This is a genomic window from Mesorhizobium sp. B2-8-3, from assembly GCF_006440815.1.
GTDB lineage: Bacteria > Pseudomonadota > Alphaproteobacteria > Rhizobiales > Rhizobiaceae > Mesorhizobium.
This window is the reverse complement of record NZ_VFTW01000008.1, coordinates 205,898-225,098: the sequence shown is the minus strand read 5'-3', so window position 1 is coordinate 225,098 and position 19,201 is coordinate 205,898. Positions and strand designations below refer to the sequence as shown.

Below are 19,201 nucleotides of genomic sequence, written 5' to 3'. Positions count from 1 at the left end.
GAGATGGGCGACTGGTTCGGCACGGCGAAAGTCGATGCCGGCACGACGATGCTGACCGAGCCCTTCGTGCATGATTTCGTGCGCGCCAACATGTGGCATTTGAAGGGTCGCGACGCGGACCTGCTGGTCGACACCGGCATGGGTATTTGCCGCCTGGCGTCCGAGATCGACACGCCGGCCGGCAAGCCGCTCATCGTCGTCGCCACCCACATCCATCTCGACCATGTCGGCTCGCTGCATGAGTTCCCGCTGCGCATGGGGCCGAAGATGAGCGCTGCGCAATTCGAAAGCATGGATGATGCCGTCACCTACGCGTATATGTTCCACAATCTCGACGGCGCCGTCTCAAAGCTGCCGGCGCCGGACTGGAAGGCGGCTGACTATCGCATTCCTCCCGCCCCGCTGACCCGCGCGCTCGACGAGGGCGATATCGTCGATCTCGGCGACCGGAAATTCCGCGTGCTGCATCTGCCTGGACACTCGCCGGACTCGATCGCGCTTTTCGACGAGACCGACGGCCTGTTCTTCGCCGGCGACGCCATCTATGACGGCATGCTGATCGACGACCTGCCGGATTCGGACCGCACGGCCTATTGCCGCACCATGCAGCGCCTGCTCGACCTGCCGATCCGCATCGGCCATGGCGGCCACGGACCGAGCTTCGATGCCGCCCGCATGCGCGAAATGGCCTCGTCCTACCTGCGCCGCCGGGAGCGGTTCGTAAGCGCGCTCTGAATTAAATCTTCGTAAGGTCGCCTCAAAACCCTAATTATGGCAACTAGGCGTCCTAGATGCGTGTCTGTCGAGACGGCCGGCTGCCATGCACGGCGAGACAGGCAAATCCGGTCATCGGCACGTCGACGGACGACCCCGTGGGAGCGCCCGCGACGCCGGATCAACGCTCGCCCGGACAGAACGACCATGTCACCCTCAAGCATTCTTCGCAGACATCGCGTCGCCGCCCTGTTGGGCGCCGCGCTGATCATTTCGCCCGTCATCGTCTCCTTCGCCCAGAGCAATGCCGGCCTCAGCACCGTGGCCGCGACCACGCAGACGCCCGTCGCCGGCATCACGGCTCCGAACGGCTCCTTCGCGCCGATCATCGCCGTCACCAAGCCGGCCGTTGTCACCATCACTTCGGTGATGAAGGCACAGCCACAGGACGAGGGCTCGCCGCTCGGCGGCAATGCGCCTTTCGACCAGTTCTTCCAGCAGTTCTTCGGTGACCAGGGCATGCCGATGCCGAAGTCGCCGCCGCAGCAGCAGGGGCAGCGCGCCGAGGCGCTTGGCTCCGGCTTCATCGTCGGCGCGGACGGCACCATCGTCACCAACAACCACGTGATCGACGGCGCAAGCTCGATCAAGGTGACGCTCGACGACGGTACCGAGCTTCCCGCCAAGCTCGTCGGTCACGACGCCAAGAACGATCTGGCGGTGCTCAAGATCAAGGCCGACAAGCCTCTGCCGACCGTCAAATGGGGCGATTCCAATAAGCTGATGACCGGTGACCAGGTTTTGGCGATCGGCAACCCGTTCGGCATCGGCACCACCGTCACCGCCGGCATCGTTTCGGCGCGCGGCCGCGACCTGCATAGCGGGCCGTTCGACGACTTCATCCAGATCGACGCGCCGATCAACCACGGCAATTCCGGTGGCCCGCTGGTCGACGTCAACGGCAATGTCATCGGCATCAACACGGCGATCTATTCGCCCAATGGCGGCAGTGTCGGGGTCGGCTTTGCCATCCCGTCCGACCAAGCTGAGAAGGTCGTCGCCAAGCTGATGAAGGGCGGTGACATCGAGTATGGCTATCTCGGCGTGCAGATCCAGCCGGTCACTCAGGATGTCGCCAGCGCCATCGGCCTCGATCATCCGGGCGGCGCGCTGGTTTCCCAGGTCACCGACGGGTCGCCGGCTGCCAAGGCGGGCATCGAGACCGGCGACGTCATCACCGGCTTCGGCGGCCAGGAGATCAAGGATCCGAAGGATCTGTCGCGCGCCGTCGCCGACGTGTCGCCGGGCGCCAAGGAAACGCTCGATGTCTGGCGCAAGGGCAAGGCGATGCAGATTTCCGCCGATGTCGGCCGCAACGCTGACGATCAGAAGACGGCGTCGAACGGCAACCAAGGCCGCAGCCCGTCGGCCGAACAGGGCTTGCGCGTTCCCTCGCTTGGCCTCGGCCTGACCGACCTCACGCCCGATATTCGCGACCAGCTCAACCTTGCCGGCAACCAGCGCGGCGCGGTGGTCGAGCGGGTCAATCCGGACAAGGCGGCTTCGGTCGCCGGCATCCAGCCCGGCGATGTCATCGTCGGCGTCGACCAGATGCCGGTGAAGACCGCCAGGCAGGCCAACCAGGCGATCGCCGAGGCAGGCAAGTCCGGCAAGAGGTCGGTGCTTTTGCTGATCGATCGCGGCGACGCGCAGATCTTCGTGGCCGTGCCCTTCGCCGCCGGCTGACGAACGCATGGCGGCCTGCCGGAAACCGGCAGGTCGCCGAGATTCCTGTTGCCCATGGCGATATCTTCGAGAACACTGCGCCGATCGGTTCTGCCGGCGCAGGAGATGTCTCTATGGTGACCCGTGGTTTCTTTTCCGGACGGCGTCCTCCTTCCGACACCGACGCGCGCATTCCGCCCGGCCAGTATCTGGAGCAGGGTTTCCCGGTTCTGTCGGCCGGGCCGACGCCGCGGGTGCGCTCCGAGGACTGGTCCTTCACCCTCAAGCAGGGGCCACGGCCGATCAAGAAATGGAACTGGGCCGAATTCAACGCACTGCCGCAGAGCAAGATGACGCGCGACATCCATTGCGTGACGGCATGGACCAAGTTCAACACGCCATGGCAAGGCGTGATGATCGACGACATCCTTGCCGATGCCGGCATCGAGCCACCGACCGCCTATACGCTGGCGCTGTCCTTCGACGGCTATTCCACCAATGTCCCGACCAAGGACCTCGTCACCGGCAAGGCGATGGTGGCGCTGCTCTATGAGGGCAAGCCGATCACATCAGATCATGGCGGGCCGGCGCGGCTCCTGGTGCCGCATCTCTATTTCTGGAAATCGGCCAAATGGGTGAACGGGCTGCAGTTCACCGAACGCGACGAGCCGGGCTTCTGGGAGCTGCGCGGCTATCACATGTATGGCGATCCCTGGCGCGAGCAGCGCTATTCCAGTGACCCGTGAGGGCGATCTGTGAGCAGCAATCGATGACCGCCGAGCCGTCGCCGCAATCGCCCTGGCAGTCAGCCACGATCGCCCGCATCGAAAAGCGCACGCCGCGCGTCACCAGCTTCTGGTTCCAGCCGTCGCGGCCCTTCGCCCATCTTGCAGGGCAGCATGTCGACATCAGGCTGACGGCGCCGGACGGCTATCAGGCGCGCCGCTCCTATTCCATCGCTTCGGCGCCGGAAGCAGGTGGCGGCATCGAGCTCGCGATCGAACGGCTCGACGACGGCGAGGTCTCGCCCTTCTTCCACGACGTGGCGGCGGTCGGCGACGAGATCGAGCTGCGCGGGCCGCTGGGCGGCCATTTCATATGGGAGGAGAGCGACGGCGGGCCGATCCTTCTGGTCGGCGGCGGCTCAGGCGTCGTGCCGCTGATGGCGATGCTGCGCCATCGCACGCTGCGCAACAATGCGGTGCCCGTCGCGCTGGTGTTCTCGGCGCGGGTCTGGGACGAGGTGATTTTCCGTGACGAGCTGGTCGGCCTCGACGATCGTCGCGACGGATTCGATCTGGTGCTGACGCTGACCCGCGAGCCGGCCAGGCGGCCCTCCGACTATTCCCGGCGTGTCGACGCCCGCATGATGGCTCAGGCCATCGAGCGTCTGCCGAAGACGCCGAGGCTCGCCTATGTCTGCGGCTCGAATGCATTCGTATCGGCCGCCGCCGACGCGCTGATCGGCGCCGGCGTTCCGGCGGGGTTGATCCGCACCGAGCGTTATGGCGTCTGAGGCGAGCCTCGTCTCAGCCGGGGTCGGGAGAATCTTGCCGAAACGAGCTGGAAAGGCAGCGCGCCATAGGTGGCGACGGCCTGCTCGTTGTCCCAGACGCGAAACTGCCGTGACGGCCGCGCCTCCAGCACCAGGGCCCGTCCCGTTCTGTCAAGCTTCACCTTGCCGCGAAAGCGCAGCATCCGCTCCCCGCCGGAACGGCTGATCGCCATCGAGCGCAGCCGAGCCACGTGCCGGTCGCCCGCATTGATCTCCATTTCGATGCGTCGCCTGACCGGCGGAACGACGATGCGCACGACGAGATCGAGCATCATCTCGCCGGCTTCCCCCTGCGGCTCACCCAACGCCTGCGAAAGCACGAACGGCGCCGGCCCGCCGGCTGCCTTCGCCGCCATGGATTTGCCGCGCCACACGATGTCCGGCTCGGTCTGCTTCAGCCGGCCTTTCTTGCGCCGCAGGCGCAGCTGCTTCGCAAACCCCCGCGACAGCCAGGTCAGCGCGCCGAAATCGGTACGCGGCTTGGCCTGCAGGACGGACGACAGGCGCGCCGCACCGCGCCGGTCGGCCATGCCCACCACCTGCGCCAGGACGGCTTCCGGCACCGCGATGCCGATCTCCAGCGCGAGGTAGGAAAGCGCGACCGCCGCGGCGACGGCGAGACCACGCCTGGCGATGACGTCGAGGAATAGCGCCCAGTCGACATCGCCGCCTTCGATGGCCACGGTGCAGTCGACCAGCCAGTCGCTATGCGTATGCGCGTCGAGGCCGCCATGCGCGATGGCGAGCGCGATGCGGTCGGCGGGCGAGGGGACGATCACGCTGACGTCGCTGAACCTGGCGGCAATCGCGCGGCGCCAGATCGCGAGGTCGTCCTCGGCGTTCTGCTGCGAGCCGTCATAGGCGAGCTGATGCAGGTCGATGTCGCCATAATTGCCCTTGAAGAAATTCATCGAGCGCAGCGATGCCAGCCTTGTGCGCAGATATTGCGGGGAAACGCCGGTGGCGATCTGCCAGCCGCGGTCGCGCAGCACATCGAAAGCCGGCTGCATATCGCCCGGCCGCACCAGTATGTCGATGTCATGCGCCACGCGCCCGCGCTGCGCGGCGGCGTCGAGCGCGATGCGGCTGGCGCCCTTGATCAGCATAACCGCGCAGCCGGCATCGACCATCCCCTTCAACGCCGGCTCCGCCTCGCGCATGGCCATGCGCGACTTGGTCCAAAGCATCTTCTGCAGGCCGACGAGGCGCGGATAGGCGGCGTGGCCGGCAAGCTTGCGCCCGAACCTGTCGGAAATAGCGGCAAGCAGCCGGTGCTCCCGGAAGGAGACACGGTCGATGTCGTTCTCGTCCAGCCACCTTTCGGCGCAAAGGCGCGCCGCCTCTTCGTCGGGCAGAAGCGCTGCCTTGAGCAATTGGTCGAGCGAGCCGGTCGGCCAGGACCAGCCATAGTCTGGAAAACGCTTGCCGATGTGACGGATATTCGCCATCAGCTGGAGCTGGCCTTGCTTTGCGCCCGTCGCAGCATGGCCAGCCGTGCCACTTCCAGGTAGCCGCGGTCGCGTGCCGTATCGCGCCCGTAGGACAGGCTTCCCGGCCTGATGCGTCGCAGCGCCAGGATGTCAGGCATCATGTCGAGGACAAAACCGCTTTCCCGCGCCCGGGCGATCCAGTCGATCATCTCGCCACGGCCGCCCGGCGGGTCGATCATCGGTCCGACGCTCTCCGCAGCCGCTCGGCGCATCAGCATCGTCGAGCGCGACCAGCCGGGCGTTGCGGTCGGGGCCATCGCATCGGGCTCTCCGTCGCGAAAACTGCGTATATGGGTGAAGACCCCCGATGTCCCGGGAAGCCGTTCGAGATGGGCAAGCTGCGCCGCGATCTTTCCGGGCAGCCAAAGGTCGTCGGCGTCGAGCGTGGCGATGAAGGGCGTCGACAGCGCGGCGATGCCGCGGGTGGTCGCGCTGCCCGGCCCGGCATTGTCCTGGCGCAAAAGCTTGAGCGGCAGGTCGATGCCGTCGACAGCAGTGGCAATATCATCGGTCGAGCCGTCATCGACCACCACGACCAGCTCGGGCCGCGCCGTCTGCGCCGCCACCGATCGCAGCGTCTCGGCGATCGTGGCGCTGGCGTTGTAGGCCGGAATGACGACGCCGTATCCGCTCATCACATGAACCGCCAGTCCGCGAGTTTCTTCAGTTCGAAAATGCCTTCGATCGGCTTGAGCGACGGGTTGGCCCTGCGGCGCTTCATCGATTTGTAGATCGCGCGCATGAACTCGCGCGACTGGACGTCTTCCTGCCTCGTCATGTTGCCGGCATGCCGCCGGTAATAAAGCGCCAGCGTGTCCGGGAGAAGGTATCGGGGGCCGACCTCGAAGCTGCGCAGCAGAAAGTCCGTATCTTCGGCCTGGACGAAGTCCTCGTCGAAACCGCCGAGCCGGTCGACCAAACGGCGCGAGAAGATCGCGGCCGACAGATGAATGCCGCGAATGGTGATGCTGTTGCAGTCTTCTGCCGGCTCCAGCGTCTGGTCATCGATCCTGTCGACCAGCATCATCCTGGAATAGGTAAGATCGAGAGCGGGATCCTTCCGGAAAAGCTCTATGTCGGCGGCGAAGCGCCCGGCTGGCGAGATGTCGTCGGAATCCAGAAAGGACACCAGCACCGCCTCCGGCTCGAGCTGTCTCAGTCCGCTGTTGCGCGCCCGGGTCACGCCCATGTTCTCCTGCTGAAACAGTCGGATGCAGGATGCTTCGTCCATCATCGCGCGCACGGCTTGAGCCGAACCGTCGGTCGAGCCGTCGTCGATCACGACGATATCGAGATCGGCGGCGTCGCGCTGCCTGAGCAGCGAGCGGAGTGCTGCGCCGACGTAAGTCTCGCGGTTGTGAACCGGCATGATCACGGAGAGCTTCATCCGTGATCCCCGAACTGTCTTGTGTGGTCCAGCCCCCCGGCGTCCATCACATACCCTGCCAGCTGGGTGGGCTCTTATACTCGAAAATGCCCGGAGCCTCGCGCAGCGACGGATCCGCCCTGCGCCGTCTCATCGCTTTGTGGATCGCTCGCAGATGGTCGCGGAGCCTGCCGTCATTTTGCCGTGTCGCGTTCCCTGCATGACGCCGGTAGTAGATCGCGACGTTGTCCAGCAGCTCGTAACGGGGACCCGTTTCGAAGACGCGCAGCAGATAGTCTGTGTCCTCTGACAACTCGAACTCCTCGTCGAACCAGCCGATGCGATCGACAAGCGCCCGGCCGAACAGGGCGGTGCACAGCGAGAGCCCGCGAAGCGTCAAGATACGGCTGTTCGCGGCCGGCTCCAACGTCTCGTCGTCGATCCGGTCGACCAGCGTCATCAGCGAGTAGGTCAGATCGAGGCCGGGATGCGTTTCGAAATGAGCGAGGTCGGCCTCGAAACGGCCGGGAAGGGAAATATCGTCGGAATCGAGGAAGGACACGAAGCCGGCGTCCGCCGGCAATTGCCGCAGACCGGCATTGCGGGCTCGGGCAACACCCATATGAGCTTGTTGGAACAGGCGTATGCAGGCGTTCTCGTCCATCATCGCGCGAACCGCCTCGGCCGACCCGTCCGTCGAGCCGTCGTCGATCACGATGATGTCGAGGTCGACGGCGTCGCGCTGTCGCAGCAGCGAGCGCAGGGCCGGGACGACGAAGCGCTCGCGATTATAGACCGGCATGATCACGCTCAGCTTCATCGGGCGCCCGCGCAAGGAAATCCGCAATCGTGCCGGCGATCTCCTCAGGATGCCTCCCGAGGTAAAGCCGGTAGCATGGCAGCAAGCGTGTGAGATCGCTGAAGAAGCGAAACCCGCTTTCCCGCTCGCCAGGCATCTGGGCAATGCCGGAGGGCGCCAGCGCGATGAGCGCATCCTTGCGCGAAATCGGTGCGATCGAACTCGTCTTTCCGCCACTGACATGTGGCACCATCAACGCAGAAATGTCCAGACTCGCGCGTACTGGCCGAGGCGCGATCTCGTTAATGTGAAAGGCATGCTTGCCTTGCCAGTTGAGCGGTCGGCCGGTTCCCAGCCGCCTTCCCAGCCCGAGCCGGGCGAAACCCTGCGGATCCTGTTTCAGGATCGAAAACAGCGGTCGCGCGGTCACGCCGCCGGAAAGGTCGATCAGCACATAGTCGTCGCCGACGCTGTCCAGCCCGTTGAGCAGTCCCGCAACGACGGTTCCGGATTTTCCCGCGCCCCCGGCGCCGGCCAGCAGCACGCCCTTGCCATCAAGGCCCAGCGTGCCGGCATGGGCAAGGCGCATGCCGCCTGCGGCGTACTCCCAATGCAGGAAGGCGCGCAGTGGCGCCCCTTGCTCCCAGGGCGGAAACGCGTCGGGGGACCGCATCAGCTGGACGCCGATCCGTCGGTCGGGGTCGTAGACCTGCCAGAAATCCAGATCATGGTAATGATGGCCGCGCAGCCCCGCCTCGGCGAGTTTCTGGGCAAAGCCGTGTTCGGTGAAATGCGCATCGCCCCAGCGTGCCGGCACCGGCATGCCGCCGACGCCTGGATGGCCGATGAAGACATGGCATTGACGGGAGTCCCGCGGATCGCCGCCGGCTTCGATGAAAGCCTGGCCAAGGGCATCCGCGAGCGCGCCGGGCTCGAGATGCGCGATCAATTCCAGCCCTGGCAGGCGGACAATCCGCTGGACCGGGAATTGCCCGGCCGCGCTCTCGGCGGCGGCGAGGAGGAAGCGGGCGTAGTCCGGCAGGGTCTCGAGCGTGACGCGTGGCATGGTCTGTTCCAGCCCTGACCTCGCCCTTCGCCGGTCGCTCAGGAAACCTGCTTGACGGCCGGCCAGCCGAGCGGCTCCTCGACTTCGTGGATCGGATCGACGGTGATGAGGTCGGCAAGATCGTCATGGACGCTGACATTGAGCGGCTCGCGCGCCGCCGCCAGCGCCGCCGGCAAATCGTCGGAAGAGGGCAGCGGCGTTGCGCCGGAAGGCGTCAGCAGCCCAAACTCGACCAACTGCCCAATGAAGGACTCGAGCGCGGCGGCGTCGATCCTCGCAGCGCCCGCCGCCGATCGGATCAGCGCCTCGGTACCGACACCCGAGGCCAGCGCCTGCCATACCTTGCTGCCGGAATCGGAGAAGCCGAAATACTTGCCGTTGGAGAGGTCGAGCACGACAGCCTCGCCGTCGAAGGATTCGAAGACAATGTCCTTGCTCGCAACGGCATAGATGTCGGAAAGAGGCATGTCGTTGACCCCGCTGCAATTCCAGCCGGCGGCTGCGCCGGTCGTATCGTTGCCTGACCCCTGGACAACGCCTGTAAACACTCGGTCCTTGCTTGGCAAGGCAAGGCGTGCCGGCGCCATCTCGACCATCTTGGGTTTGGTTCGCGGTTCGAGTCTCGAACTCGAGCGTCGACAAGGGGCAGCCGCGGCGCTTTCGGCACGAACGCCGCTTTTGGCCTTCGGTCGGAAATACGGGCCCGATGCGGGCCGAATCGGCCTTTGGAACGGGGGTAGGATGGTTAATAGTATCGAAAAGTGACTATTAGGAGATTCTAAAATCGAACTGAACGGTTCGTTTCTGTTGACGGTGCGTGCAGGACGGTGTGAACGTCGGTGCTCCGATACATTTGGTGAGCCAACCGCCAAATTGAAATAACGTATTGATTTTATTCAATGAAAATAAAGTCATAGGCATGCTTATGAAAACTTCAAGATGCGGATTCATGGTCCAGACGGAAAAACTTCGTGATTGGAATCCGGCAGTCGGTTCACCCAAATCAGCGTTGTCCGAACGACGCGATTTCATTCCCAAGACACGCCGCTAGACGGACTGACTTAAGATACTGGAGTAGTAAAAATGAAAAAGATTGTTCTCACTGCCGCAGCCCTTCTGGCAATTTCTGGCAGCGCCTTCGCTGGTAGCGACCATTACAACCCGAACGAAGCCAATCAGGCGGCCGTCAAGGTCGACTCTTCCTACACGGCTTCGGTCCACCAGCCTGCGCCAGCCACTCAGCAGCCTGCCACGACGGGCGCCGACCACAACCTGTTCGGCAACAACTAACAACCGACCTTGAACCGGCGGCGGGCTAGCCCGCCGCATCGGTCGGATCACAAGATTCAGGAGCACTGAAATGAAGAAGATCGTTCTTGCCACGGCCACCCTGTTGGCCGTTTCGGGTGCCGCTTTTGCGGGCAGCGACAATTATGGCAACAGTGGCGTCAACCAGCCGGCCCCGGCAGTCGACACCACCCGCACGTCGTCGATCAGCACCGACTCGCCTGTCTACAAGCTGCTGAACTCGTCGCGCGACGTCCAGAAGTCGGCCCCTCAGGGCAGCGACCACGACCACTTCGGCAACCACTGACGGCCGACTGTGATTTGAAGGAGAGAGCGGCGGGCTTGGCCTGCCGCTCTTTTTTGTTGGGAAGCCGGCCTTCCGGCGGCGTCAGGCAGCCTTTGCTTCCTCGCGATGCAGCGTGAAGGAATGGCCGTCGGCGTCGAAGATGTGCAGATCGCCGCCGCTGGCGTTGAGCCGCAGGGTCTCGCCGCGCTTGACCTCGACATTGCCCGGCAGCTTGGCCACCAGCGGCAGGTCGGTGCGGCCGATATCGACATAGACGAGCTGAACCTCGCCAAGCTGCTCGATATAGTCGACCTTGCCTTCGAACAGATAGTCCGCGCCGGTCGCGATCGCGAGATCCTCCGGCCGCACGCCGAAGCTGACCGCGGCGCCATTCGCCGAGGCCGGCGTCGCGATCGGCACCGTCGCCTTGCGGCCGCCGACATGGCTGACCACGGTCGGATTGCCGGCCTTCTCGATCTTTGCCGGCAATATGTTCATTGCCGGCGAGCCGATGAACTGGGCGACGAACAAATTGCCCGGACGCTTGTAGAGTTCCATCGGCGTGCCGACCTGTTCGATATAACCTTCCTTCAGCACAACGATGCGGTCCGCCAGCGTCATCGCCTCGACCTGGTCGTGCGTGACGTAGATCATGGTGGTGTTCGGCATCGATTCCTTGAGCTTGGCGATCTCGATGCGGGTGGCGACGCGAAGCGCGGCGTCGAGGTTCGACAGCGGCTCGTCGAACAGGAACACCTTCGGGTTGCGCACGATGGCGCGGCCGATGGCGACGCGCTGGCGCTGGCCGCCCGACATCGCCTTGGGCAGGCGGTCGAGATATTTGGTCAGCTGCAGGATCTCCGCCGCCTGGCGCACGCGCTTGTCGATCTCGGCCTTGCTTTCCTTGCCGATCTTCATCGAGAAGGCCATGTTGTCGTAGACCGTCATATGCGGATAGAGCGCATAGGACTGGAACACCATGGCGATGCCCCGCTTCGACGGCGGCACGTCGTTCACCACCTCGCCGTCGATCTTCAGCTCGCCCGAGGTGATCTCCTCGAGGCCGGCGATCGACCGCAGCAAGGTGGATTTGCCGCAACCCGACGGCCCGACGAAGACGATGAACTCGCCCGATTTGATGTCGAGGTCGATGCCATGGAGAATGTTGAGGTTGCCGTATGATTTCTTCACCTGGTTCAGCGTGACATCGGCCATGTTTTCTCCTCCCAATGATTTCCGTTGCAATGTTCAGTCGACACGCCCGAACCAGGCGCCGTAGCCGCCGAGGCGGACCGGCCCGGTGCCAGTCTGTCCCGAAAAGCCGTGCCCCGGCAAGGGCTGCAGCGAGCCACGGCCGAGATCGACCTCGGCGGGCTTGCCGCCGAGGTTGAAGACGCAGACGATCCGCTCGTTGCCCTCGCGGCGCGTGAAGGCGACGGTGTCGCCATCGCTTTCGATGAAGTCGATGTCGCCCTTGGCCAGTGCCGGATGCTGGCGCCGGAAGGCGAGGAAGCGGCGGTAATGTTCGAGCAGCGAGCTTGCGTCGCCCTGTTGCACGTTGACGGCCTGCGACAGGTGCTTGCCCGGCACCGGCAGCCACGGCTTGGCGGTCGAGAAACCGCCATTCTTGGCGGCCGCGTCCCACACCATCGGCGTGCGGCAGCCGTCGCGGCCCTTGAACTCCGGCCAGAACCGGATGCCGTAGGGATCTTGCAGGTCTTCGAACTTCAGCTCCGCTTCGCCAAGGCCGAGCTCTTCGCCTTGATAGATGCACACCGAGCCGCGCAGCGACATCAGAAGCGCCGAGATCACCTTCAGATAGCCGGGCGGATCCGCCTCGTTGGCGGCCCAGCGCGAGGCGACCCGCATCACGTCATGATTGGAGAAGGCCCAGCACGACCAGCCGTCGCTGGCGACCGTGCCGAAGGCCTCCAGCACCGCGCGCACTTTCGCCGCGCTGATCTTCTCCGGCGCCAGGAAGTCGAAGGAATAGCACATATGCACGCGCTTGCCGTCGGCGGTGTAGGCGGCGACCACTTCCAGGCCGCGCTGGGAATCGCCCACCTCGCCGACGGCGGCCTGCGCCGGATATTCGTCGAGAAGCGCGCGGAAGCGCTCCAGGAAGCCGAGGTTCTCCGGTCGGCTCTTGTCGTAGAGATGGTCCTGGTAGTTGTAGGGATTGACCGCCGGCGCCGTCTGGTCGTTGCGCTGTTCCGGCGGCAGCGGCGGATTGTCCTCCAGCCCCTGGCTGTGGAAGTAGAAATTGATCGTGTCCAGCCGAAAGCCGTCGACGCCGCGTTCCAGCCAGAAGCGGGTGATATCGAGCAGCGCGTCCTGGACTTGCCGGTTGTGGAAGTTGAGGTCCGGCTGCTCGGCCAGGAAATTGTGCATGTAATATTGCTGGCGGCTGGTGTCCCACTGCCAGGCCGAGCCGCCGAAGATCGACAGCCAGTTGTTGGGCGGCGTGCCGTCGGGTTTTGCGTCCGCCCACACATACCAGTCGGCTTTCGGATTGTTACGGCTGGAGCGGCTTTCCTTGAACCAGGGGTGGATGTCGGCGGTGTGCGACAGCACCTCGTCGATCATCACCTTGAGGCCAAGCCGATGGGCTTCCGTCACCAGCGCGTCGAAATCGGCGAGCGTTCCGAACATCGGGTCGACGGCGCAATAATCCGACACGTCGTAGCCGAAATCCTTCATCGGCGATTTGAAGAAGGGCGAGATCCAGATGGCATCGACGCCGAGCGAAGCGATGTAGGGCAGGCGCCGCACGATGCCCTTCAGGTCGCCGATGCCGTCGTCGTTGGAGTCCTGGTAGGAGCGCGGATAGATCTGGTAGATCACCGCGCCCCGCCACCAGTCGCGGTCGACGGCGGGGTCTGGTCTCGAAGTCGCCTTCAAAGCCGATTGCATGTCTTCAACCTCCTTTCACCGAGCCGGCAAGCAGCCCGCGGACGAAATAGCGCTGCAGCGAGAAGAACACGATCAGCGGCACGATGATGGTGATGAACGCCGATGTCGTCAGGATCTCCCAGTTGCCGCCGCGCGAGCCGAGCAGCGCGTTGAGCTTGGCCGTCAGCACGATCTGATCGGGCGCCGTGCCGAGGAAAACCATCGCCACCAGGAGATCGTTCCATACCCACAGGAACTGGAAGATGGCGAAGGAGGCAAGCACCGGGAAGGACAGCGGCAGCACGATCTTGACGAAGATCTCGAAGTCGCTGGCGCCGTCGATGCGCGCCGATTCCATGATCTCGCGCGGCAGGCCGGCAATGTAGCTCCTGAGCAGGTAGATGGCGAAGGGCAGGCCGAAGCCGGTATGCGCCAGCCAGATGCCGAGATAGGTCTTGGATGGCACGCCGAAGAAGGTGCCGACGCCGTTGTAGAGCTTGAGCAGCGGGATCAGCGACATCTGCAGCGGCACGACCAGCAGGCCGATGATGACGGCAATCAGCAGCGCCCGGCCCGGAAAGCGCATCCAGGCCAATGCATAGGCCGCGAAGGCTGCGATGAGGATGGGGATGATCGTTGCCGGGATGGTCACCGTCAGCGAGTTCATGAACGAGCGGCCGATGCCTTCGGAAAACAGCACGGCATCGTAGTTGTCCGTGGTGAATTTCGGCGGCGCGGAGGAGGCGAAATAGACGCGTTGGCCGCGGTCGCCCTCGAAGGCTTTCACCGAGGACAGGATAAACGTGCCGTCGGCGTTCATCTGCAAGGTGGCGCCATCATTGAGCTCGGCAACCGTCCCGGCCTTGTATTGCGTCGGCGCGGACGACTTCACGCCGAAGGCGCTGATCTCACGCTTGGGCCCGTCGCCGAAGATGTTGCCCTCGATGACGTATTTGCCGTCCTTCTGGGTTTGCGCCGACGCCGCGGGAAGCCGCCCGGCCTCGCTCTGGCTGGAACTGGCAAAGGAGTTCCACCAGCCGGCGGCGACGATCTGGTCCTTGTCGCGCAGCGACGAGACGAGAATGCCGAGCGTGGGAATGGTCCAGATCACCACGAAGACGAGCACGGCGATGTGGACGCCGAAGCGGCCGGCGAAGGATTTTCCGGTCTTGGCGGCCATCTCAGTGCCCTCCCGTCTCTTTGTTGGCCTGGCGGATGTTCCAGACCATGATCGGGATGACCGCGATCATGATGATGATGGCGATCGTCGCGCCGCGGCCGAAGTCGCCGCCGCCGCGGAACATCCAGTCGAACATCAGATTGGCGAGCACCTGGCTGTTCCATTGGCCGTTGGTCATGGTCAGCACGATGTCGAACACTTTCAGCACCAGGATGGTGATGGTAGTCCACACCACTGCGATCGTGCCCCAGATTTGCGGCACCATGATCTTCCAGAAGATCTGGAACGGGTTGGCGCCGTCGATCACGGCCGCTTCCAGCGTCTCTTCCGGAATGCCGCGCAGCGCCGACGACAGGATGACCATCGCAAAGCCGGTCTGGATCCAGACCAGGATGATCATCAGGAAGAAATTGTTCCAGAACGGCAGCGATATCCACACCTGCGGCTGGCCGCCGAAATATTGGATGATGGCGTTGAGCAGGCCGATCTGCACCTGGCCCTCGCCGCGATACTCGTAGATGAACTTCCAGATCACGCTGGCGCCGACGAAGGAAATGGCGAGAGGCAGGAAGATCAGGCTCTTGGCGATCGTGCCCCACCAGATCTTGTCGGTGAGCACGGCGATGATCAGCCCAAGGAAGGTGCAGGCCGCCGGCACCACCGCCAGCCAAAGCACATTGTTCAGGATCGAATTGCGGAAATCGTGATCGCCGAGCGCCCATTCATAATTGGCGAGGCCGACGAAATTCTCGCCGCCGCGATCGAGAAAGGAGAGCCTCAGCGTCTCGATGACCGGGTAGATCAGATAGATGGTAAGGATGATCATCGCCGGGCCGACGAACAGCCAGGGCCGCACCAGTCCCTGCCGGCGCAAATTGTCGACGGCGGCGGTGCCCGAGACGCCGCGTGACGGGAAGACGAGATCGAGCAGTTTGTTGGCGCCCCAGAAATAGGCGACACAGCCGCCGACGCCGATGATGATGACGAATATGGCCGAGAAAATCTGAGTCGCCATGGGTCCCTCTCCCTGCGCATGACCGGCCAGCCAGGGCTGGCGATCGGATGCACCGACTTTCGGTTATTCGGAACAATCGAAACGCGAAGGCTTCCGGCGTTGACCGCCGGTCGGATCCGGGCCGTGGCCCGGATCCAGATGGAGGATTAGGAGGATTTCAGGATGCTTACTTGATGGCATCCCAGCTTTTCTGGATGTCGGCGGCGACGTCCTGCGCGGACTTGCCGCCGACCAGGTCGATCATGCCGGTCCAGAACGAGCCCGCGCCGACCTTGCCGGGCATCAGGTCGGACCCGTCGAAGCGGACAGTCGTGGCGCCGACCAGGATCTCGCCCTGCTTCTTCAGCGCGTCGCTGCCATAGGCATCCTTGTTGGCTGACTTGAAGGGGGTGACGAAGCTCTTTTGCGCCATCCACAATTCATGCGCGAGCGGCATCTCGAGGAATTTGATGAACTCGCGCGAGGCCTTGGAATCCTTGGTGATCATCACCAGCGTGCCGGCCACTTCCAGCGGCGTGCCCAGTTCCGGCTTGGAGGCGTAAGGCGGGTAGGGGAAGAAGTCCGCGTCCTGGCCGAGCTTCACATTTTCCGGGAAGAAGGAGGGGATGAACGATGCCTGATGGTGCATGTAGCACTTGGGTGGCACGGTGAAGAGGCCCTTCGGGCTGTCGCGGAAGTCGGTCGCCGCGACCGCCTTGGCGCCGCCGTCCACCATCTTGTCGTCGGTGGCGATCTTGCCGAAGATGTCGATGGCGTTGACCACGGCCGGGTCGGTGAACGGGATCTCGTTCTTCACCCACTTGTCGTAGACTTCCGGCGGCTGGGTTCTCAGCATGATGTCCTCGACCCAGTCGGTCGCCGGCCAGCCGGTGGCGCCGCCGGAACCGAGCCCGATGCACCAGGGCTTGCCGCCGTCGGCGATGATCTTCTTTTCGAGGTCGGCGAGTTCTTCCTGGGTTTTCGGCACCTTGTAGCCGGCCTCGTCGAAATTGTCGGGCGAGTACCAGACCAGCCCCTTCACGTCGATCTTGTAGGGGAAGGCGTAGAAGCCGGGCTTGCCGTCCTTGCCATTATAGGTGCCGAGCTTGGCCCAGGAGTCGCCGGCGGCGTAATTTTCCTTGATCCAGGCGGCGACGTCGTCGCCCAGCGGGGTCAGCACGCCCTTGGAAGCAAGATCCTGTATCAGGCCGGGCTGCGGCAGGACGGCGATGTTGGGCGGGCTGCCGGCCTGGGTGTCGATGACGATCTGCTGCTCATAGTTCTCGGACGAGGAATATTTCACCTCCGCGCCGGTGGCCTCGGCGAAATAGTCGAGGACCGAACGCACGAGCGTCTCGTCCTCGCCGCGCCACGGCCCGAAGATCGTCAGCGTCTCGCCCTTGAGATCGACCTTTTTGAGGTCGTCGTAGTTCGCCCAGTGAAACTTCGGATCCTCGCCCGGCTTGAACTTCAGTTCGGCTTGCGCCGGCAGGCTAAGGGTGAGTGCCGCAAACGCCGCACCCAAGAGAAGCATTTTCTTCATCGCAAGTCCTCCCAGTGGTCACAAACAGGACGAAACCTCCATTTCGTCCGCCGACGCCCGCGGAACTGTGACTCAGCGAAAGGGCAACCGCAACCTTTCGAAGAGACTTCCAAAGCGCTTTGGCTATTTTGATCTCGCCATTGAATTGCTCGAGAGTCAAGTGGGAGAGTTTATAAATCGATTTAAATCTCCCGGGATAAAGTGAGAAAAGTGCACTGCAGCATAGTTTTTTGGGCCGCAGCAGCAATTTTTGCTTCAAACGGCGCCTAGGGCCCTCTAAGGTCATCATGCTTGGCGATCTCGCCAACAATCATCGGATCGATTCAATTTGAAAGCGCTTTGAGGCTGGAGGCCTCCGATGAACCTCAAGCAACTCTCGCATATGCTGTCACTCTCGCAGACCACGGTGAGCCGGGCGCTGAACGGCTATCCCGAGGTGAATGAGGAAACCCGGCGCCGGGTGATGGACGCGGCCAAGCGCCATGGCTACCGGCCGAACCCCAGCGCGCGCCGGCTCGCCACCGGCAAATCGGGGATGATCGGCTATGTGCTGCCGACGGGGGCCGCCGTCGACATCGATCCGCACTTCGTCGAATTCCTCTCCGGCCTTGGCGACTATGCCCGCGCGCACGAGCTCGACCTCGTGCTTTCGCCTGCCGATGCCGACGACGAAGAAACGACCTACCGGCGCATCGTCGCCAACCGCCAGGTCGACGCCGTCTACCTGTCCTCGCCGCGGCCAGCCGACAAGCGGCTGGCTCTGGTCAACACGCTGGGCATCCCTTTCCTCGTCCATGGCCGCAGCGAAGGCTTCGACTTCGACTATCCCTATCTCGACATCGACAATGAGGGCGCCTTCCACGAAGCGTCGAGACTGCTGATCCAACTCGGCCACAAGCGCCTGGCGCTGATCAATGGCAACGACCGCGAGACCTTCGCCATCCACCGCGAGCGAGGCGTGCGCCGGGCGCTTGCCGCAAGCGGGCTCACACTCGGCGAGCGCCACATCCGTTCGGTGGCGATGACCGAGGAGAACGGCTACCGCGCCGCCCGCCGCCTGCTCGAGGAAAACGAGCCGCCGACGGCGATCGTCTGCTCCAGTCTCATCATGGCGCTCGGCGTCGTGCGCGCCGTGCGCGATCTGGGTCTCACAATTCCGGGCGACCTGTCGCTGGTCGCCCATGACGACGTCTTCCCCTGGCTGCGGCCGGAGAACTTCCCGGTGCCGCTGTCGACCACGCGCTCCTCGATCCGGCTTGCCGGCGCGCGTGTCGCCGAGCGCCTGGCGGCGCGGATATCAGGGCTGGAGGAAGGGGCTCGCGGCGAGGTCTGGCCAGTGGACCTAGTGGTGCGGGGATCGGTGGCGGGGGCGCCGGTATAGGGAGCGAATTCAAACGCTCGAATGACGCAAGTGAGCCGACGTCCGCCCCGAGCTGAGCGGCAGCTTTGCACCTCATTTCAGTCATCGGGTCGCTTTCGTGATTCTCGTTCTCTCAATTTCGCGAGAGCAGAACTATCCGAAATGCCAATCAGCTCTCAAACGAGCAGTCACCGGGATGGCCTATAGTGCCGATAAGGGCGGACCCCATTTCTTCGAGTTTGGGATGTAACGAAATTTCTCTACCGACGAAGTAAGCTGGACGGCCCCTCAAGAGCCGGCAGCTTGCCAAACTCACGGCCGGCTGCCGCTCCTTGGTATGACATATCGCTTCCGGCAAAGGACACGGCATGCACAGAGAGTTCAATATCGCTGAGACAGGCTTCGGCTCTTATTGGCCGCTCGCCATCCTCAGATGGGTAATGGTGCTGATTTTCGTGTCGTTCGGGATCCAGAAGTTCACACCGCAGTCAGCGCAAGGAATCGCTCTATACATCTCACACAGTCCGTTCGTTTCTTGGCTACAGATTTTTGGAATTAGAGGCGAGGCCTATCTTCTGGGTTGCATCGAGTTGGCGACAGCCGTTCTTCTCGCCTTGGGGGCTTTTGTGCCCGTCTTGTCTGCCCTGGGCGCATTGATCGGGGTCGGCACGTTTTTTATCACTTGGTCATTTTTCTTTACAACACCTGGTGTTGTAGTATGGAGCATCTCCACCGATCCCATTGCGTGGAATCTAGCGGGAGAGTTTCTCTACAAAGACATAGTACTTCTCTGTGTTTGTCTGGTTTTATTTATAAACTCTCTTCCAACGTCTTTGGCCCGCCTACGTGGGAAACAACAATAGATGTTATACTCATTGGAGCCTAACATCGAGGTTGCGCTTAGGGGTGAGCGCTCTGCGACATTCGCGAGATAAGCCACTTGG

General features: G+C 63.4%; 19 protein-coding genes. 8 read left to right on the top strand and 11 right to left on the bottom strand.

Going from position 1 to position 19,201, the window contains the following annotated elements:
* The first annotated feature begins 3 nt into the window (after window positions 1–3).
* The 4 genes from FJ418_RS15480 to FJ418_RS15465 all read left to right on the top strand — a co-directional run bounded on the left by FJ418_RS15480 (window position 4) and on the right by FJ418_RS15465 (window position 3,955).
* Window positions 4–735, top strand: coding sequence for an MBL fold metallo-hydrolase (locus FJ418_RS15480; protein ID WP_140866981.1), 732 nt, complete (start codon window positions 4–6; stop codon window positions 733–735).
* Between the two features lie 186 nt (window positions 736–921).
* Window positions 922–2,460 (top strand): DegQ family serine endoprotease, encoded by a 1,539-nt coding sequence (locus FJ418_RS15475; protein WP_140866934.1) that lies wholly within the window; start codon window positions 922–924, stop codon window positions 2,458–2,460.
* A 113-nt stretch (window positions 2,461–2,573) separates the two neighbouring features.
* Window positions 2,574–3,185 (top strand): molybdopterin-dependent oxidoreductase, encoded by a 612-nt coding sequence (locus tag FJ418_RS15470; protein ID WP_140866931.1) that lies wholly within the window; start codon window positions 2,574–2,576, stop codon window positions 3,183–3,185.
* Window positions 3,186–3,208: 23 nt separating this feature from the next.
* The gene (locus FJ418_RS15465; protein ID WP_140866928.1) at window positions 3,209–3,955 is read left to right on the top strand and encodes a ferredoxin reductase; all 747 of its coding nucleotides are present in this window, start codon (window positions 3,209–3,211) and stop codon (window positions 3,953–3,955) included.
* Here the strand turns inward: FJ418_RS15465 and FJ418_RS15460 are convergent.
* Genes FJ418_RS15460 through FJ418_RS15435 form a run of 6 tightly spaced genes read right to left on the bottom strand, consistent with a single transcriptional unit; the run spans window position 3,943 to window position 9,263 of the window.
* A complete protein-coding gene (locus FJ418_RS15460; RefSeq protein ID WP_140866925.1) occupies window positions 3,943–5,442 on the bottom strand; it encodes a nucleotidyltransferase family protein in 1,500 nt (499 codons plus the stop codon). The genes FJ418_RS15465 and FJ418_RS15460 overlap by 13 nt on opposite strands.
* Entirely contained in the window at window positions 5,442–6,119 is a 678-nt protein-coding gene (locus FJ418_RS15455) for a glycosyltransferase family A protein (RefSeq protein WP_140866922.1), read from the bottom strand. The genes FJ418_RS15460 and FJ418_RS15455 overlap by 1 nt, the downstream gene beginning before the upstream one ends.
* Entirely contained in the window at window positions 6,119–6,871 is a 753-nt protein-coding gene (locus FJ418_RS15450) for a glycosyltransferase family A protein (RefSeq protein ID WP_140866919.1), read from the bottom strand. Before FJ418_RS15450 ends, FJ418_RS15455 begins: the two co-directional genes overlap by 1 nt.
* Window positions 6,872–6,917: 46 nt before the next feature.
* Window positions 6,918–7,670, bottom strand: coding sequence for a glycosyltransferase (locus tag FJ418_RS15445; RefSeq protein ID WP_181166949.1), 753 nt, complete (start codon window positions 7,668–7,670; stop codon window positions 6,918–6,920).
* Entirely contained in the window at window positions 7,639–8,715 is a 1,077-nt protein-coding gene (locus tag FJ418_RS15440; protein WP_140866916.1) for a serine kinase, read from the bottom strand. The genes FJ418_RS15445 and FJ418_RS15440 overlap by 32 nt, the downstream gene beginning before the upstream one ends.
* Window positions 8,716–8,753: 38 nt before the next feature.
* Complete coding sequence (locus FJ418_RS15435; protein ID WP_246680617.1) at window positions 8,754–9,263, bottom strand: PqqD family protein; 510 nt, start codon at window positions 9,261–9,263, stop codon at window positions 8,754–8,756.
* A 535-nt stretch (window positions 9,264–9,798) separates the two neighbouring features.
* Here FJ418_RS15435 and FJ418_RS15430 point away from each other — a divergent pair.
* The gene (locus FJ418_RS15430; RefSeq protein ID WP_140866913.1) at window positions 9,799–10,005 is read left to right on the top strand and encodes a DUF680 domain-containing protein; all 207 of its coding nucleotides are present in this window, start codon (window positions 9,799–9,801) and stop codon (window positions 10,003–10,005) included.
* Window positions 10,006–10,075: 70 nt separating this feature from the next.
* On the top strand, window positions 10,076–10,309 hold the full coding sequence (locus tag FJ418_RS15425; protein ID WP_140866910.1) for a DUF680 domain-containing protein: 234 nt from the start codon (window positions 10,076–10,078) through the stop codon (window positions 10,307–10,309).
* Between the two features lie 81 nt (window positions 10,310–10,390).
* Here the strand turns inward: FJ418_RS15425 and ugpC are convergent, their stop codons facing one another.
* The 5 genes from ugpC to FJ418_RS15400 form a co-directional block, all read right to left on the bottom strand.
* The gene (ugpC, locus tag FJ418_RS15420; protein ID WP_140702207.1) at window positions 10,391–11,503 is read right to left on the bottom strand and encodes a sn-glycerol-3-phosphate ABC transporter ATP-binding protein UgpC; all 1,113 of its coding nucleotides are present in this window, start codon (window positions 11,501–11,503) and stop codon (window positions 10,391–10,393) included.
* 33 nt (window positions 11,504–11,536) lie between these two features.
* Complete coding sequence (locus FJ418_RS15415) at window positions 11,537–13,201, bottom strand: alpha-glucosidase (RefSeq protein ID WP_140866907.1); 1,665 nt, start codon at window positions 13,199–13,201, stop codon at window positions 11,537–11,539.
* 4 nt (window positions 13,202–13,205) lie between these two features.
* Window positions 13,206–14,360: a carbohydrate ABC transporter permease gene (locus tag FJ418_RS15410; protein WP_140650738.1), complete on the bottom strand. Its 1,155-nt coding sequence runs from the start codon at window positions 14,358–14,360 to the stop codon at window positions 13,206–13,208.
* Window position 14,361: 1 nt separating this feature from the next.
* On the bottom strand, window positions 14,362–15,375 hold the full coding sequence (locus FJ418_RS15405) for a sugar ABC transporter permease (protein ID WP_140647153.1): 1,014 nt from the start codon (window positions 15,373–15,375) through the stop codon (window positions 14,362–14,364).
* A gap of 166 nt (window positions 15,376–15,541) precedes the next feature.
* Window positions 15,542–16,897, bottom strand: coding sequence for an ABC transporter substrate-binding protein (locus FJ418_RS15400; protein ID WP_140650735.1), 1,356 nt, complete (start codon window positions 16,895–16,897; stop codon window positions 15,542–15,544).
* Window positions 16,898–17,255: 358 nt separating this feature from the next.
* On the opposite strand from FJ418_RS15400, the gene FJ418_RS15395 reads away from it, so the two are divergent.
* Both FJ418_RS15395 and FJ418_RS15390 read left to right on the top strand, forming a co-directional pair.
* Entirely contained in the window at window positions 17,256–18,278 is a 1,023-nt protein-coding gene (locus tag FJ418_RS15395) for a substrate-binding domain-containing protein (RefSeq protein WP_140784942.1), read from the top strand.
* Window positions 18,279–18,625: 347 nt separating this feature from the next.
* A complete protein-coding gene (locus tag FJ418_RS15390) occupies window positions 18,626–19,120 on the top strand; it encodes a DUF417 family protein (protein WP_140784941.1) in 495 nt (164 codons plus the stop codon).
* Window positions 19,121–19,201 lie beyond the last annotated feature (81 nt).